Below are 16,027 nucleotides of genomic sequence, written 5' to 3'. Positions count from 1 at the left end.
GGGCCGCTCGGCCGCCGGCTGGGCGCTGCTCGAGGCGGGCGAGCCGGACGCCGCGCCCGACCTCGTCGCGGCGCACCGACGTCCGCGACCCCCGCTGGCCGCCGGCCCGGCTGCTTCGGTCGCGGGCGCGACGGCGATGCTCGACGTCAGCGACGGCCTGGTGCGCGACCTCGGACGCGTCGCCGCCGCCAGCGGTGTGACGGTCGACCTGCACGAGTACGCGGTGGCCGAGCTCGTCGAGCCGCTGCGCGCGGTCGCCGACGCCGTGCCGGGCGCGAGCCCGTGGGCGTGGGTGCTGGGCGGGGGAGAGGACCACGCGCTCGCCGCGACGTTCCCGCGCGGTGCCGCGCTGCCGGACGGCTTCGTCGTCGTCGGCGAGGTGCTGCCGCGGGTCGAGGGCCGCCCGCCGGTGCTGCTGGACGGCGAGCCCCCCGACGTCCTCGGCTGGGACCACTTCCGCCCCTAGCCCGCCCGCCGCCGTCCGCCACGCTCTTGCGTCCGACGATCTGGCCGCTATGGCGACCAGATCTTCGGACGCAACGCCGGTGCCGGGCACCGGCGGGAGCAGCCGCAGACGCGACGAGGGCCGGTCTGCCGTTGGCAGGACCGGCCCTCGTCGGGTCGAGCTGGGGTCAGCGGGTGACCTTGCCCGCCTTCAGGCAGGAGGTGCACACGTTGAGGCGCTTCGGCGTGGAGCCCACGACAGCGCGGACGCGCTGGATGTTGGGGTTCCAGCGGCGCTTGGTCCGGCGGTGCGAGTGCGAGATCGAGTGACCGAAACCCGGCCCCTTGCCGCAGACGTCGCAGTTGGCAGCCACGGGTCTTCTCCTGATCACTGGTTCGTCCTGGTGCCTCCGTCGCCGCGTCGCCGGCCGCGCGAGGGCGGGGCGGGGACAGACGAAGGGGCCCGACGTGGGTCGGGCAACCGGTACAGCGTAGCCGAACGGCGCTGCGGGCCCAAATGCGCGGCCGCGGCCCGATAGCCTGCCCCGCGTGCTGGAGACCCTCGACGCCCGCGCGGCCCGCCGGTGGGGCGTCGACGTGCTCGCGCGCCTCGGCGACCAGCGCGACGAGATCGACGGGCTCAACGTCTTCCCGGTCCCGGACGGCGACACCGGCACCAACCTCTACCTGACCGTCGAGCAGGCGGTCGCCGCCGTCGAGCAGCTGCCGGACGACGCCGACCTCGGCGCCGTGGCCGACGCCTTCGCGCGTGGCGCGCTGCTCGGCGCCCGCGGCAACTCCGGCGTGATCCTCAGCCAGCTGCTGCGCGGCTGGGCCGACGTCCTGCGCGAGCAGGGCGGGGCGCCGGACGCCGTCCGGGCCGCCCTGGCGCGCGCCGCAGACCAGGCGTACGCCGCCGTGGGCCGGCCGGTCGAGGGCACGGTGCTCACGGTCGCGCGGGCTGCTGCCGACGGCGCCGCAGCCGGTGGGGACGACCTGACCGGCGTCGTGACGCAGGCGCTGCACCAGGCGCAGGAAGCGCTCGACCGCACGCCCCAGCAGCTCGAGGCGCTGGCCCGGGCCGGGGTGGTCGACGCCGGCGGTCAGGGCCTGGTGGTGCTGCTCGAGAGCCTGGTCGACACCGTGAGCGGACGCCGGTCGGTGCGCCGCCCGCGTCGCGCGCCGTCCGGCCCCACCGCCGCGCAGGCGTGCGACGACCTCGACGAGGGCGGTCCGGCCTACGAGGTCATGTACCTGCTCGACGCCGACGACGAGGCGGTGACCACGCTGCGCGGCACCCTCGACGCGCTCGGCGACTCCCTCGTGGTCGTCGGCGGTGGAGGGCTGTGGAACGTGCACGTCCACACCGACGACGTCGGGGCCGCGGTCGAGGCCGGCGTCGAGGCCGGCCGCCCGCACCGCATCCGGGTCACGCACTTCGCCGAGCAGCGCGGACGGCGCGAGCTGGCCGCGGGCGAGCGGCGCAGCGTCGCGGTGGTCGCCGGTGCCGCTGGCCCCGGGCTGGCGAAGGTCTTCGAGGACTGCGGCGCGGTCGTCGTGCTCAGCGCCCCCGGCCAGCGGGCCTCCACCGGCGAGATCCTCGAGGCGGTGCGTGACGCGCGCGCCGACGCCGTCGTGCTGCTGCCCAACGACGGCGACACGCTGGCCGCGGCGCGCGCCGCCGGCCCCGCCGCGCGCGACGAGGGCGTGCAGGTGGCGGTGCTGCCCACCCGGGCCGCCGTGCAGGGGCTGGCCGCGATCGCCGTCCACGACCCCGACAGCCCGCTGTCGGAGGACCTCGTGCGGATGTCGGCCGCCGCGGCGGCCACCCGGCACGGCGCGGTCACGGTCGCGGCGCGCGAGGCGCTGACCTCGGCCGGGTGGTGCCAGGTGGGCGACGCGCTCGGCATCCTCGACGGCGACGTCGTGGTGGTCGGTCCCGACCTGCGCGAGGTCGCGGGCACCGTCGCCACCCGCATGCTGCAGGCCGGTGGCGAGCTGCTGACGCTGGTCACCGGTTCCGACCAGCAGGCGGCGGCGCTCGCCGACGCCGTGGTCGCCGCCGTCCGCTCCGAGCGGCGCGACGTCGAGGTGACGGTCGTCGAGGGCGGCCAGGACGGCTACCCCCTGCTGCTGGGCGTGGAGTGACCGCGGCCAGCGCCGAGCTCGCCACCCGGGCCGACCGCCGGATCGGTCCCAAGGCGGCCAAGGCGCTCGAGAAGACCTTCGGCATCGTCACCGTCGGCGAGCTGCTGCGGCACTACCCACGCCGGTACGTGCAGCGCGGCGAGCTCACCGACCTGTCCCGCCTGCCGGTCGACGAGCACGTCACCGTGCTGGCCGAGGTGCGCGAGGTCAAGGTGGTGCCGATGGCCCAGCGCCGCGGCGTCCGGGTGCAGGTGCTCATCGGCGACGGCCGCGGCACGCTCGACCTGGTCTTCTTCGCCAGCAAGGGCTGGCAGGCGCAGCGCTACGAGCAGGAGCTGCGGGTCGGCACCGCCGGGCTGTTCAGCGGGCGGGTCGGTCTGTACCGCGGCCGCCGCCAGCTCGCGCACCCCGTCTACGACGTGCTCCCGGACGTCGACGACGAGACCGCGCAGGCCCTGGCCGACAAGCCGATCCCGATCTACCCGGCCGGTTCCGGCATCCAGAGCTGGCAGATCCGCGGCGCGCTGGCCCCGCTCGTGGCGACCCTGCCGCCGCTGCCCGACCCGGTGCCGGACGACGTCCTCGCCGCGCGCGACCTGCTCGGCCTGGACGCCGCGCTGCGGGCGATCCACGACCCGCCCACGATCGAGGCGGCGCGCGAGGCCCAGCGGCGGATGCGGTTCGAGGAGGCGTTCGTCCTGCAGGCCGCGCTGCTGCGGCGCCGGGCGGCGCTCGCGGCGCTCGAGGCCACGCCGCGCGTGCCCCGGCCGGACGGCCTGCTCTCCACCTTCGACGCGCGGCTGCCGTTCGAGCTGACCGCCGGGCAGCGCCGGGTGGGCGAGCAGGTGGCGGCCGACCTCGCGGCCGACACCCCCATGCACCGGCTGCTGCAGGGCGAGGTCGGCTCGGGCAAGACCCTCGTGGCGCTGCGCGCGATGCTCGCGGTCGTCGACTCCGGCGGGCAGGCGGCGCTGCTGGCCCCGACCGAGGTCCTCGCCGTGCAGCACCACCGCTCGATCACCGCGATGCTGGGCGACCTGGCCGAGGCCGGCATGCTCGGCGGCAGCGACGTCGGCACCCGGGTGGCGCTGCTGACGGGCTCGCAGCCGACGTCCGTGCGCAAGCGGATGCTGCTCGACGCGGCGTCCGGCGAGGCCGGGATCGTCGTCGGCACGCACGCGCTGCTGCAGCAGCACGTGCAGTTCTTCGACCTCGGCCTGGTCGTCGTCGACGAGCAGCACCGGTTCGGCGTCGAGCAGCGGGACGCGTTGCGCGCCAAGGGTTCCACGCCGCCGCACCTGCTCGTCATGACGGCCACGCCGATCCCGCGCACCGTGGCGATGACGGTCTTCGGCGACCTCGAGACCTCGACGCTCGACGAGCTGCCGCCCGGGCGCTCGCCGGTCACGACGCACGTGGTGCCGGGCGACCAGCCGCGGTGGGTGCAGCGCACCTGGCAGCGGATCCGCGAGGAGGTCGACGCGGGCCACCAGGCGTTCGTCGTCACGCCGCGCATCGGCGGGGACGCGCCGGACGCCGACGACGCGCCCGAGACCGCCCAGCTCCCGGACGACGAGGAGACCACCCCGCGCCGTCCGCCGCTCGCCGTCCTGGACGTCGTCGAGCAGCTGCGGGCCGAGCCCGCGCTGGCCGGGCTGCGGGTCGACGTGCTGCACGGCCGGCTGCCGGTCGACGAGCGCGAGGCCACCATGGCCGCGTTCGCCGCCGGCGAGGTGGACGTGCTCGTCGCCACGACCGTCGTCGAGGTCGGCGTCGACGTCCCGAACGCCACGGTGATGGTGGTGATGGACGCCGACCGCTTCGGCATCTCCCAGCTGCACCAGCTGCGCGGGCGCATCGGCCGCGGGTCGGCGCCGGGCTTGGCCCTGCTGGTCACCGAGGCGCCCGAGGGCACGCCCGCCCGCGAGCGGCTCGACGCCGTGGCGGGCACCACCGACGGCTTCGAGCTGTCGCGGGTCGACCTCGAGCAGCGCCGCGAGGGCGACGTGCTGGGCGCGGCGCAGAGCGGCTTCCGCTCCTCGCTCAAGCTGCTGCGCGTGCTGCGCGACGAGGACGTCATCGTCGACGCGCGCGAGGCCGCCGCCGGCGTGGTCGACGCCGACCCCGACCTGGCCGGGCACCCCGCCCTGGCCGAGGCGATAGACGCGCTGCTCGGCGAGGGCCGCGAGGACTTCCTGGAGCGCGGGTGAGGGCCCGGTGACCCGCGTCATCGCGGGCTCCGCGGGCGGGCGGCGGCTGCAGGTGCCGCCGGGCCGCGACACCCGCCCGACGAGCGACCGCGTGCGCGAGGCGCTGTTCAGCCGGCTCGAGCACGAGGGCTGGCTCGACGCCACGCGCGTGCTCGACCTGTACGCCGGGTCGGGCGCGCTCGGGCTCGAGGCGGTCAGCCGCGGGGCGCGCGCCGCCGTGCTCGTCGAGGACGGCCGCGCCGCTGCCGGCACGATCCGGCGCAACGTCGCCTCGACGGGTCTCGCCGGCGTCACCGTGCTGGCTGCTCGCGTCGAGCGGGTGCTGGCGCGGCCGCCGGAGCAGCCCTTCGACCTGGTGCTCGCCGACCCGCCCTACCCGCTGGACGACGACGGGCTGGCCGAGGTGCTCGACCTGCTGGTCGCCAACGACTGGCTGGCCGAGCACGCCGCGCTGGTGGTCGAGCGGGCCACCCGCAGCCCGCAGCCGCGGTGGCCGGCCGGCGTCCGGGGCACGGGCGAGCGCGGCTACGGCGAGACGCGGCTGTGGTTCGCCGAGCGGTAGGTTGCCGCGCGTGACCACCTGCGTCTGCCCCGGCTCGTACGACCCGGTGACCCTCGGCCACCTGGACGTCGTCGACCGCGCCCGCGCCCTGTTCGACGACGTCGTGGTCGCGGTGCTGCACAACCCCGACAAGGCCGGGACGTTCGAGGTCGCCGAGCGCGTGCGGCTGCTCGAGCAGAGCCTGGACGGGCGCGAGGGCGTGCGGGTGCTGGAGTTCGGCGGACGGTTGCTCGTCGACGTCTGCACCGAGCTCGGGGCCGCCCACGTCGTGAAGGGCCTGCGCAGCGCGGCGGACTACACCTACGAGCTGCCGATGGCGCTGATGAACCGGCACCTCACCGGCCTCGAGACGGTCTTCGTCACGGCCGACCCGCGCTTCGAGCACGTGTCGAGCTCGCTGGTGAAGCAGGTGAGCGCCTACGGTGGCGACGTCAGCGGGCTGGTGCCGGACGTCGTCCGGGACGCCCTGGTGCGGCGCCGGCGCTGACCCCGGCCGGCCGACGCTCGAGCGAGAGGGACCGCACGTGGACGTGCACGACAAGCTGGACGAGATCACCCGCTACGTCGAGGACGCCCGGGCGATGCCGATGTCGGCGTCCGCGCTGGTCAACCGCGCCGAGCTGCTCGGGCTGCTCGACGACCTGCGCGAGCTGCTGCCCGAGGAGCTGCACCACGCCGACCTGCTGCTCAGCGACCGCGAGGCCGTGGTGGCCCAGGGCCGCACCGAGGCCGAGGAGCTGCTGACCAAGGCCCAGACCGAGCACGACCGGCTGGTCGAGGACACCGAGGTCGTGCGCAGCGCCCGCCTGCGCGCCGCGCAGGTGCAGACCCAGGCCCAGACCGAGGCGCAGCGGCTGCTGTCGGAGGCCGACGACTACGTCGACCGCAAGCTGGGCGACTTCGAGATCACCCTCGACAAGCTCACCCAGCAGGTGCAGCGGGGCCGCCAGCACCTGGCCGAGCGCGCCGCGGCCGACCGCTCGCACGGCCCGACCGCGGACGCCGACCTGGCCACGGTGCAGGACGAGGACGCGGCCGACGGGGGGCGCGCGGACGACGACGAGAAGGTGTTCGACGGCCGCCGCGGGCTCGCCGGGGACGACGAGTTGGGTCGCTGAGCCGTCGTCCGGTAATCTGGTCCGTCGGCCCTGACCGGCCGGAACTGACATCTTCCTGGAGCCTGCGATCTCTCTCGACCCCCGTGCGCCCCTCGTGCTCGACACGCACGAGCTCGGCCGCCGTCCGGGGTCGATGGTCACGGTCTCCCGAGAGGTGCCGGCGCCGGCCGAGATGGGTACCGACGTCATCGGCTTCACCGAGGGCGAGCCCCTGCGGCTCGACCTGCGGCTGGAGTCGGTGATGGAGGGAGTTCTCGTCACCGGCACCGTGCGCGGGCGCGCGACCGGGGAGTGCATCCGCTGCCTCACCGGCCTCGAGGAAGATCTCGAGGTCGAGCTGATGGAGCTGTACGCCTACCCCGGCAAGCGACCCGAGCAGGACGCCGACGAGGACGACGTGCGCGAGCTGGAGGACGACAGGATCGACCTCGAGCCCGCCGTGCGGGACACGGTGGTGCCAGCACTGCCGTTCCAACCGGTGTGCCGGGACGACTGCCCGGGTCTGTGCTCCGAGTGCGGGGCACGCCTGGCGGACGACCCGGGTCACCACCACGACGTGGTCGACCCCCGGTGGGCCGCGTTGCAGGGACTGGCCCCGTCCGAGGGCCAGCAGACCGACGACCAGGAAGAGAACTGACGTGGCTGTCCCGAAGCGGAAGACGTCGCGCTCCAACACCCGCTCGCGCCGGGCGAACTGGAAGACGACCGCCGTGACGCTGTCGGCGTGCCCGCAGTGCCGTGAGCCCAAGCAGCCGCACGTGGCCTGCCCGAGCTGCGGCACGTACGCCGGCCGGCACTACGCCGCCGCCGAGCGGTCCGAGCACCAGGGCTGACCAGGGCAGACGCGCAGCCGCGCGTGTCCCGACCGGCTGACGCCGCCGACCTGCAGACCACGCTGGGTCTGCAGGTCGATGCCGGTTTGCTCGAGCGCGCCCTGACCCACCGCAGCTACGCCTACGAGAACGGCGGGCTGCCCACCAACGAGCGCCTGGAGTTCCTCGGGGACTCGGTGCTCGGGCTCGTCGTCACCGACACGCTCTACCGCACCCACCCCGACCTGCCCGAGGGTCAGCTGGCCAAGCTGCGCGCCTCGGTGGTCAACATGCGCGCGCTGGCCGGCGTCGGACGCACGCTGGGGCTGGGGGAGTACCTCTACCTCGGCCGCGGCGAGGAGGCCACGGGCGGGCGCGACAAGTCCTCGATCCTGGCTGACACCGTCGAGGCCGTGCTCGGTGCCGTGTACCTGGACGCCGGCATGGAGGCCGCCGCCGCGCTGGTGCACCGGATGATCGACCCCCTGCTCGAGCAGGCGGCTTCGCTGGGCGCCGGGCTCGACTGGAAGACCTCGCTGCAGGAGATGACCTCCAGCGCCGGCCTCGGCGTCCCCGAGTACGTCATCGACGAGGAGGGCCCCGACCACGCCAAGGTCTTCAGCGCCGCCGCCCGCGTGGCCGGCGAGGACCTCGGGCACGGCACGGGCCGCAGCAAGAAGGAGGCCGAGCAGCAGGCGGCCGCGACGGCTTGGCAGGCGCTGCGCGAGCGCCACCCCGAGGCCGCGGCCGAGCAGAGCTCCTAGGCCGGCCGGGGGAGTCCTGTGCCCGAGCTGCCCGAGGTCGAGGTGGTCCGCCGCGGCATCGAGACCCACGGGGTCGGCCGCACGGTCTCGCGCGTCGTCGTCCACCACCCGCGCGCCGTCCGTCGGCACCTGCCGGGTGCCACGGACCTCGAGCAGCGGCTGGCGGGCCGCACGCTGGTGGCCGCGCGCCGGCGCGGGAAGTACCTGTGGGTCGACCTCTCCGGGCCCGACGTCGCGCCCGACCACGCGCTCGTCGTCCACCTGGGCATGAGCGGGCAGGTGCTGGTGCACGCGCCGGGCGAGGCCCCCGAGCACCCCCACCTGCGGGTCGAGCTGTCGTTCGCGGACGCCGGGCCCGACCTGCGGTTCGTCGACCAGCGCACCTTCGGCGGCATGGCGCTGGAGCTGCTGGTGCCGGTGGCGGACGCCGTGGGTCCTGACGACCTCGAGAGCGTGCCGTCGTCCGTGGCGCACATCGCGCGCGACCCGTTCGACCCGCGCTACGACCAGGAGCTGGTCGTCGAGCGGGTGCGGCGTCGGCGCACCGGGCTCAAGCGGGCGCTGCTCGACCAGACCGTCGTCTCGGGGATCGGCAACATCTACGCCGACGAGGCGTTGTGGCGGGCCCGCCTGCACGGGGCACGGCCGACCGAGACGCTGCGCCGGCCCGAGGTGCGCCGGGTGCTCGACGCGGCCGCCGAGGTGATGGGCGAGGCGCTGGGGCAGGGCGGGACGTCGTTCGACGCCCTGTACGTGAACGTCAACGGCGAGAGCGGGTACTTCGACCGCTCGCTCGCGGTGTACGGGCAGGAGGGCCAGCCGTGCCGTCGGTGCGGGACGCCGGTCCGACGCGACGCGTTCATGAACCGTTCCAGCTTCAGCTGCCCCCGCTGCCAGCCGCGCCCGAGGAACGCCCGCTGGTGAGTCGCGTGCACGTGCTGCTGATGAGCGACACGCACCTGCCAGGTCGGGCGCGCGACCTGCCCGCGCCCCTGTGGGACGCCGTCGACGCCGCGGACGTCGTCGTGCACGCGGGGGACTGGGTGGAGCCGGCGCTGCTCGACCGGCTGGAGCAGCGGGCGGCGCGCGTGGTGGGGGTGCACGGCAACAACGACGGCGCCGAGCTGCGCGAGCGCCTGCCCGAGGTGGCGCGGGTCGAGCTGGCGGGCGTGCGCGTCGCGGTGGTGCACGAGACCGGCGGCAAGGACGGGCGCGAGCGCCGGATGCGCGCCCTGTTCCCGGACGTCGACCTGCTGGTCTTCGGGCACAGCCACATCCCGTGGGACACCGAGGCCGACGGGTTGCGCCTGCTCAACCCGGGCTCGCCGACCGATCGCCGCAGCCAGCCCTGCTTCACCTGGATGACCCTCGACCTCTTCGACGGACGGGTCGAGGACGTCGTCCTGCACCGGCTCCCGCCGGGTCACGCCGGGCAGTAGTGACGTCCCGCCTCGGCCGACGAGGGCGAGGCCTTCCGCGAACCGCGGGCCGGGTCTAGCCTCGGACGGCGCGCCGCGACGTCCGGCCGTCGGCCGGCCACGGCACGCCTCGTAGGGGAGGCGCATCGTGCGACGTCATCTGCTGGCTGCTGCGGTACTCGTCACCATCGCCGGGTTCACCGGCGCCCAGGCGGCGTCGGCCGGCCCTCCGAGCGGTGACCGGCACCACCCGGGCGGCGACCAGATCACCAACGTCGTGGTGATCTACCAGGAGAACCACAGCTTCGACAACCTGTTCGGCACCTGGGGCGAGGTGGGCGGCCAGCACGTCGACGGGCTCGCCGACGCCACGCCGCAGTCCCGGACCCAGGTGGCGCAGGACGGGACCGCCTACGGCTGCCTGCTGCAGGTGGACGTGAACCTCACCAGCCCGCCGCAGGACGGCTGGTGCCAGGACCCGGCCCACGGCGTGCCGTCGAGCGCGTTCGCCAACGGCCCCTTCACCATCGACGCCTTCATCGGCCCGCAGGACACCACCTGCCCGACGCCCGGCCAGACCGGGGTGGGCAACGGCGTGCCGAAGGGCACCGGGCTGAGCGGTGGCTGCACGCGGGACCTCGTGCACCGCTTCTACCAGGAGAAGTACCAGATCGACGGCGGGCGCCAGAACCGGTACGTCACGGGCAGCGACGCGGTCGGGCTGACCATGGGTGGCTACGACACCCGGCAGCTGCCGATCTACCGGTACCTGCACGGGCGCCACGCGCCGAACTACGTCGTGGCGGACCGCTTCTTCCAGGGCGCCAACGGCGGGTCGTTCCTCAACCACCAGTACCTCATCGCCGCACGTGCCCCCGTCGACACCTCGGGCGGCACCTTCGGCGGTGCCCTCCACACCAAGCTCGACGCGGCCGGGATGCCCACGAGCTACCCGTTGTACGTGGCCGGCCCGAACACGGTCGACGGCTCGGCCGTCGTCGACGGCCAGCTGACGCAGGCCTGCGCGGACGGCGCCACCGCGGACTTCGCGCACGCCTGCGGGAACTGGGCGGTCAACACCGTGCAGCCCGGCCAGGCGCCGGCCGGCCGCGGGGCGAAGATCCCGCTCGTCGACGACACCCGCTACCCCAACATCGGCGACCGGCTGTCGGCCGCCCACGTCAGCTGGGCCTGGTACTCCGGTGGTTGGGCGGACGCGGAGGCCGGGCACCCCGGGCCGCTGTTCCAGTACCACCACCAGCCGTTCAACTACTTCGCCGCCTACGCGCCCGGCACCCCCGGTCGGACCCACCTCAAGGACGAGACGGCGTTCTTCTCGGCCGCTCGTCACGGCACGCTGCCCGCGGTCAGCTTCGTCAAGCCGTACGGCGCCGAGAACGAGCACCCGGGCTACGCGAGCGAGCCGGACGGCAGCGACCACCTGGTCGACCTGGTCGAGGCCGTGCAGAACGGTCCCCAGGCCCGTCACACGGTCGTCGTCGTGACCTACGACGAGTTCGGCGGGCAGTGGGACCACGTCTCGCCGCCCGGCACCGGCTCGACCGTCGGAGCGCACGACGCGTTCGGCCCGGGCACGCGCATCCCGGCCCTGGTCATCTCGAAGGCGTTCACCCGGTCCGGGGTCGACCACACGGTCTACGACACGACCTCGATCATCGCCAGCATCGAGCGTCGGCTCGGCCTGCAGCCCGTGGCGGAGCGCGACGCGCGCGTCAACGACCTCGCGCCGGCCCTGGCCCGGGGAGGGATCAGGAGCCGCTGACGACGGCCGGGCGGTGGTGCCGCCACTCGCGGTCGACCTCGAGGCCGACGTCGAGGTACAGCCGCAGCGCGTTCTCGTTGAGCGCCGAGACGCCGAGGCCGAGCTGGCGGGCGCCCGCCGCGCGCAGGCGCAGCAGCACCTCGAGCAGCAGCGCCCGGCCCAGGCCGCGCCCACGGTGCTCGCGCGCCACCGCGAGCTGCGACGCCCAGCCGGTGCCGTCCGACCACACCCGGCCCAGCACGACGCCGACCAGCTCGTCGCCCGCGCGGGCCAGGACCAGCTGGTCGCGCGGGACGTCGTCGACGAAGATCTCGCGCCACTCCTCGAGCGGGCGCTCGTGGTGACCGGGCACGTCCGACCAGCCGGCCCGCCGGTAGACCAGGTCGTGCACGGCCGCGACGTCGTCGTCCGCGAGGTCGCTCGGGCGCACGTCGTCGGGCCAGGTCGGGCTGGTGACCGGCCACGCGTCGGAGACGAGCCGGATCAGCTCGAACGACGAGCGGTCGTGCTCCCAGCCGTGGCGGGCCAGGGCGTCGAGCAGCACGACGTCGCGCGAGAGCGCTTCGACGCCGACCGCACCGGCTGATCGCAGCCAGGGGAGGAGGTCGTCGTACGCAGCGCGCTGGTCGACGTCCGGGTGGACGACGAGGGTGGTGTCGGGCGGGTCGCCCCAGGTCCACGCGAAGGCGACGAGGCCGTCGTCGTCGTCCAGCAGCAGCCGGCTGCGGGTGTCGAGCGGCTCGACGCGGCGGAAGGCGAGGTCGACCTCGGACTCGTCCTGCTCTGGCGCCCCGAACCAGTGCGTGTCGTTGACCGCGTAGAGCGCGGTGATGGCTGCAAGGTCGCCGCGGACGGCGCTGCGCGCGTGCATGGTCAGGGACCCTAGGGCGCTGGACGCCTTGCGGTCACAGGCTTTTCAGCGGGTGACGGGGCCGTGGGTGGGACCGTCGTCCTGCGCGGTGCTGCGCACGAGGCGCACCAGCTGCCGCCCGTCGTGGTCGACCAGCACCAGCTCGTCGCCGTCGGTGGCGACCGCTCCGGCCGTGGCCCACCAGCCGGCGATGGCGACGTTCTGGCAGCCGATCAACGTGCTGGGTCCGGACGTGACCTCCACCTGGCCTGGTGCGATCAGGCGCCACGTGCCGGCCGTGTCGTTGCAGCCGTCGGACGCCGTCCAGGTGCCGTCGGCCTGCACGTCGAGCGCGGGTGCCTTGCGACGTCCGACCCCGCCCACCCCGGCGTCGGGGGCGGGTACCCAGCGTCCGACGACGGCGTCGTCCGACGCGGCCGTCGTGCCGGGCGGGAGAGGTACTGCCGTCGTCGGTTCGGTGCTGGAGGTCGGCGGGTTGGCAGACGGCGTCGGCGGGCCGTCCGCGGCACCGGTCGTGGTGCCGCAGCCGCCGAGCAGCAGCGCCAGCGCCGCCGCGGCGGCCAGCGTCCGGCGAGGTGCAGCCCAGGTCGTCACGGTGGTGGGACGCCCGCGCTCGTGCGGCGGTTCCCTCGATTTCTTGGAGCGGCCGTGGGCCTGTGGATGACGAGGGCGGGGTGTCGGTGGGTCTGGCTAGGTTGGTGGGTATGAGTTCCGTTGCGGTGCAGCAGGTTTCGACCGGTGGCGTGTCGCCGCTGGTTGAGCGCTGCCGGGCGGTGGCGCGGCGGGTGATGCGTGCGGATGCGGACCGGTTGGAGCTGGTGGGTGAGGTGCTGGCCGGGTGCGAGGCGGACGTGCCGGCGGCGGGGTTGCGGGTGGCGGACCGTGCGGTGTTCGTGCGGGAGGTCGCCACGAGCGAGGTGGCGGCGACGTTCGCGGTCTCCGAGCACACCGCGGCGGGCTGGGTGGGGTTGGCGGAGCGGTTGGCGCGGGTGCTGCCGGTGGCGTTGGGCGCGTTGCGGGCCGGGGTGCTGGACCTGCCGCGAGTGCAGGTGCTGGCCGAGGCGACGGCGGTGCTGGACGACGCGACCGCCCAGGTCGTGGCAGGGCGGCTGGTGGCGGGGGCGGGGGCGCAGGTGTTCGACGGGCCGTCGCCGCGGGCGTGGAAGGCGCGGGTGGAACGGGCGGTGGTGCGCGCGGACGCGGACGCGGCGCGTCGCCGTCATGAGCGGGAGCGGGCGGCCCGGGCGGTGCGGGCCTGGGCGGGCGTGGACGGCGGTGCGGTGTTCCAGCTGCGCGCGCCCGTAGCGGATGTCGCGATGGTCGAGCAGGTGGTCGACGACCTGGCGCATGCCGGACCCGACCATGACGAGCAGGGCGGGCGGCTGACGCTGGACCAGCGCCGCGCCGACGCCGTCATCGCCCTGTTCCGCCGCATCCGCGACCAGCAGGCGCTGCCGGTGGTCCCGGTGCGCCGCAGCGCCGAGCTGGGGTTGGTGGTGCACGCCGACACCCTGTTCGGTGACGGGCCGCGCCGCGGCGCCCTGGGTCAGCAGCGCGGCCTGGGCCGCCCGGCCGTCCTGGACCCGGTGTCCGCGCGCCGCGAAGCATCCCGCCAGCTGCAGACGCCCCGTCCGCGCCCGTGCAGGTGCTGGTCGTCGACCGCGACGGCGCCCTCGAGCACGTGGTCCGCGTCCCCGCCGCAGCCTGCGCGAGCCGCGAGGCACTGGCCAACGCGGTCATGAGCGCGCCGAGACACCCGCTGGCCACCGACCGCTACGCGCCGACCACCGCGATCACCCGGCACGTGCACGCCGCAGCACCCACCTGCTCGGCCTACGACTGCCCCCGCACCGCCCACCGCTGCGACCTCGACCACGACGACCCCTGGCCCCGCGGACCCACCAGCGTCGCCAACCTCGACCCCAAGTGCCGCAAGCACCACCAGGCCAAGACCCACGCCCTGGTGCACACCCACCTGACCACCGACGGACCACGCACCGTCACCTGGACCTACCGATCCGGGCTCCAGGTCACCACCACCCCCGACCCCCTGCCCGGCTGCCCCTGAACGCCGGCGACCGCGTCAGCCGGTCTGGAGCTCGGCCCGCACGTCGGGCGACACGGTGCCGTCACGGTCGGCCGGGGTCCAGCCCTGCCCGCGGTCCCACTGCGACCCGCAGCCCTCGCACCGGAAGCGCGGCAGCGCGCCGTCCGGGGAGGTGGGGTCGCGGCGCCAGGCGCACAGGGCCTGGCACGCGTGCTGCTCGAGGAAGGTCATCACCCCCATCATCGCCGCCGCGCCCCGGACCCGCTCTACGGTGGAGCGGTGGAGGACTTCGACGACGCCTCGGGCACGGCCCGGCTGACGGTCTTCGTCCGGGGGCAGGTGCAGGGGGTCGGGTTCCGCTGGTGGACCCGCGCTCGCGCGCTCGAGCTCGGGCTGCGCGGGGAGGCCACGAACCTGGACGACGGCCGCGTGCAGGTGGTGGCGCAGGGTCCGCGCGGCGCGTGCCTGCGCCTGCTGGAGCTGCTGGCCGAGCAGCCGAGCACGGCGGGCCGTCCGGGCACCGTCAGCGGCACCACCGACCAGTGGGCGCCCCCGCGCGGCGAGCTCGCCGGGTTCGTCGAGCGCTGACCGCGCGGCGGCGCGGTCCGGCCCGCGCCGGGCGGTAGTCTGGCGGGCACTTCCCCGCGTCACAGCCACCACCAGCACTGCAGTCGGCCAGGAGCGAGCGCCCGGTGTACCTCAAGAGCCTCACCCTGCGGGGATTCAAGTCCTTCGCGTCCGCGACCACGTTGAACCTCGAGCCGGGGATCACGTGCGTCGTCGGCCCGAACGGCTCCGGCAAGTCCAACGTCGTCGACGCGCTGTCGTGGGTCATGGGCGAGCAGGGGGCCAAGAGCCTGCGCGGCGGCAAGATGGAGGACGTCATCTTCGCCGGCACCTCCGGCCGTCCGCCGCTGGGCCGGGCCGAGGTCAGCCTGACGATCGACAACACCGACGGCGCCCTGCCGATCGAGTACTCCGAGGTCACGATCACCCGCACGATGTTCCGCGGCGGCGGCTCGGAGTACACGATCAACGGCACCGCCTGCCGGCTGCTCGACGTCCAGGAGCTGCTCAGCGACTCCGGAATCGGCCGCGAGATGCACGTGATCGTCGGGCAGGGCCAGCTCGACGCCGTCCTGCGGGCCACGCCCGAGGAACGACGCGGCTTCATCGAGGAGGCGGCCGGCGTCCTGAAGCACCGCAAGCGCAAGGAGAAGGCGCTGCGCAAGCTCGAGGCGATGCAGGCCAACCTCACGCGCGTGAGCGACCTGACCGCCGAGATCCGCCGCCAGCTCGGCCCCCTCGGGCGCCAGGCCGAGGTGGCGCGCAAGGCCGTCGTCGTCCAGACCGACCTGCGCGACGCCCGCCTGCGGCTGCTCGCCGACGACCTGGCGCAGCTCACCAGCACGCTCGAGGCCGAGGTGGCCGACGAGACCGCCCTGCGCCAGCGCCGGGCCGAGGTCGAGCACGCCCTGGCCGAGGCGCGCAGCACGCTCGCGCGGCTCGAGGAGGCCGCCCAGGCCGAGGCGCCGCTGGTCTCGCGCACGCAGGAGACCTGGTACCGGCTCAGCAGCCTGCGCGAGCGGCTGCGCTCCACCGAGGGAGTGGCGCGCGAGCGCCTGCGCCTGCTGGCCAGCGAGAGCGACGAGACCGTGGCCACCGGCCGCGACCCCGAGCAGCTCGCCGCCCAGGCCGCCGAGGTGCGCGAGCAGGAGCGCGGGCTGGCCGACGAGATCAGCGGGCACCGCGAGGCGCTGCAGACCGCGGTCGTCGAGCGGCAGGTCGCCGACCAGGCCGCCGCCGCCGCTCAGCAGGCGCTCGCCACCCGGCTGCGCGCCGCGGCCGAC

The 16,027-nt window shown here is 75.2% G+C and carries 20 protein-coding genes; 16 read left to right on the top strand and 4 right to left on the bottom strand.

Annotation, left to right across the window (positions count from 1 at the left end; genetic code table 11):
* On the top strand, positions 1-466 hold a 466-nt coding region (locus ACYVJ4_RS15035; protein WP_460460947.1), incomplete at its 5' end, for a thiamine-phosphate kinase.
* Between the two features lie 166 nt (positions 467-632).
* Here the strand turns inward: ACYVJ4_RS15035 and rpmB are convergent.
* Entirely contained in the window at positions 633-818 is a 186-nt protein-coding gene (gene rpmB / locus ACYVJ4_RS15030; RefSeq protein ID WP_460460946.1) for a 50S ribosomal protein L28, read from the bottom strand.
* Between the two features lie 166 nt (positions 819-984).
* On the opposite strand from rpmB, the gene ACYVJ4_RS15025 reads away from it, so the two are divergent.
* The 11 genes from ACYVJ4_RS15025 (at position 985) to ACYVJ4_RS14975 (ending at position 11,259) form a co-directional block, all read left to right on the top strand.
* Entirely contained in the window at positions 985-2,592 is a 1,608-nt protein-coding gene (locus ACYVJ4_RS15025) for a DAK2 domain-containing protein (protein WP_460460952.1), read from the top strand.
* Entirely contained in the window at positions 2,589-4,802 is a 2,214-nt protein-coding gene (gene recG / locus ACYVJ4_RS15020) for an ATP-dependent DNA helicase RecG (RefSeq protein WP_460460945.1), read from the top strand. Before ACYVJ4_RS15025 ends, recG begins: the two co-directional genes overlap by 4 nt.
* Positions 4,803-4,809: 7 nt before the next feature.
* On the top strand, positions 4,810-5,364 hold the full coding sequence (gene rsmD / locus ACYVJ4_RS15015; protein WP_460460944.1) for a 16S rRNA (guanine(966)-N(2))-methyltransferase RsmD: 555 nt from the start codon (positions 4,810-4,812) through the stop codon (positions 5,362-5,364).
* 10 nt (positions 5,365-5,374) lie between these two features.
* Positions 5,375-5,851, top strand: a complete 477-nt coding sequence (gene coaD, locus ACYVJ4_RS15010) for a pantetheine-phosphate adenylyltransferase (RefSeq protein ID WP_460460943.1) — start codon at positions 5,375-5,377, stop codon at positions 5,849-5,851.
* A 37-nt stretch (positions 5,852-5,888) separates the two neighbouring features.
* On the top strand, positions 5,889-6,482 hold the full coding sequence (locus tag ACYVJ4_RS15005; RefSeq protein ID WP_460460942.1) for a hypothetical protein: 594 nt from the start codon (positions 5,889-5,891) through the stop codon (positions 6,480-6,482).
* Positions 6,483-6,537: 55 nt separating this feature from the next.
* A complete protein-coding gene (locus ACYVJ4_RS15000; protein ID WP_460460951.1) occupies positions 6,538-7,119 on the top strand; it encodes a YceD family protein in 582 nt (193 codons plus the stop codon).
* Position 7,120: 1 nt separating this feature from the next.
* A complete protein-coding gene (gene rpmF, locus ACYVJ4_RS14995) occupies positions 7,121-7,315 on the top strand; it encodes a 50S ribosomal protein L32 (protein ID WP_460460941.1) in 195 nt (64 codons plus the stop codon).
* Positions 7,312-8,058: a ribonuclease III gene (gene rnc / locus ACYVJ4_RS14990; protein ID WP_460460950.1), complete on the top strand. Its 747-nt coding sequence runs from the start codon at positions 7,312-7,314 to the stop codon at positions 8,056-8,058. Before rpmF ends, rnc begins: the two co-directional genes overlap by 4 nt.
* A gap of 18 nt (positions 8,059-8,076) precedes the next feature.
* Positions 8,077-8,982, top strand: a complete 906-nt coding sequence (mutM, locus tag ACYVJ4_RS14985; protein WP_460460940.1) for a bifunctional DNA-formamidopyrimidine glycosylase/DNA-(apurinic or apyrimidinic site) lyase — start codon at positions 8,077-8,079, stop codon at positions 8,980-8,982.
* A 5-nt stretch (positions 8,983-8,987) separates the two neighbouring features.
* Positions 8,988-9,497, top strand: a complete 510-nt coding sequence (locus ACYVJ4_RS14980) for a metallophosphoesterase family protein (protein WP_460460949.1) — start codon at positions 8,988-8,990, stop codon at positions 9,495-9,497.
* A gap of 127 nt (positions 9,498-9,624) precedes the next feature.
* Positions 9,625-11,259, top strand: a complete 1,635-nt coding sequence (locus tag ACYVJ4_RS14975; protein WP_460460939.1) for a phospholipase C — start codon at positions 9,625-9,627, stop codon at positions 11,257-11,259.
* On the opposite strand, the gene ACYVJ4_RS14970 is transcribed toward ACYVJ4_RS14975, so the two are convergent.
* Both ACYVJ4_RS14970 and ACYVJ4_RS14965 read right to left on the bottom strand, forming a co-directional pair.
* Complete coding sequence (locus ACYVJ4_RS14970; protein ID WP_460460938.1) at positions 11,246-12,130, bottom strand: GNAT family N-acetyltransferase; 885 nt, start codon at positions 12,128-12,130, stop codon at positions 11,246-11,248. The genes ACYVJ4_RS14975 and ACYVJ4_RS14970 overlap by 14 nt on opposite strands.
* Positions 12,131-12,175: 45 nt before the next feature.
* The gene (locus tag ACYVJ4_RS14965) at positions 12,176-12,724 is read right to left on the bottom strand and encodes an META domain-containing protein (RefSeq protein WP_460460937.1); all 549 of its coding nucleotides are present in this window, start codon (positions 12,722-12,724) and stop codon (positions 12,176-12,178) included.
* A 224-nt stretch (positions 12,725-12,948) separates the two neighbouring features.
* On the opposite strand from ACYVJ4_RS14965, the gene ACYVJ4_RS14960 reads away from it, so the two are divergent.
* Together ACYVJ4_RS14960 and ACYVJ4_RS14955 are read left to right on the top strand one after the other, a co-directional pair.
* Positions 12,949-13,872 (top strand): DUF222 domain-containing protein, encoded by a 924-nt coding sequence (locus ACYVJ4_RS14960; RefSeq protein WP_460460948.1) that lies wholly within the window; start codon positions 12,949-12,951, stop codon positions 13,870-13,872.
* Entirely contained in the window at positions 13,869-14,198 is a 330-nt protein-coding gene (locus tag ACYVJ4_RS14955) for an HNH endonuclease signature motif containing protein (RefSeq protein WP_460460936.1), read from the top strand. The genes ACYVJ4_RS14960 and ACYVJ4_RS14955 overlap by 4 nt, the downstream gene beginning before the upstream one ends.
* Before the next feature lie 15 nt (positions 14,199-14,213).
* Here the strand turns inward: ACYVJ4_RS14955 and ACYVJ4_RS14950 are convergent, their stop codons facing one another.
* A complete protein-coding gene (locus ACYVJ4_RS14950) occupies positions 14,214-14,408 on the bottom strand; it encodes a hypothetical protein (protein WP_460460935.1) in 195 nt (64 codons plus the stop codon).
* A 48-nt stretch (positions 14,409-14,456) separates the two neighbouring features.
* Between ACYVJ4_RS14950 and ACYVJ4_RS14945 the strand changes: the two genes are divergently transcribed.
* Positions 14,457-14,765, top strand: a complete 309-nt coding sequence (locus ACYVJ4_RS14945) for an acylphosphatase (RefSeq protein WP_460460934.1) — start codon at positions 14,457-14,459, stop codon at positions 14,763-14,765.
* A 104-nt stretch (positions 14,766-14,869) separates the two neighbouring features.
* Positions 14,870-16,027: chromosome segregation SMC family protein (locus ACYVJ4_RS14940; protein ID WP_460460933.1), on the top strand; the 1,158-nt coding region annotated here is incomplete at its 3' end.

Source organism: Angustibacter peucedani (assembly GCF_054779595.1).
The sequence above is the reverse complement of the archived record's forward strand: the minus strand, read 5'-3'. Positions and strand labels throughout refer to the sequence as shown.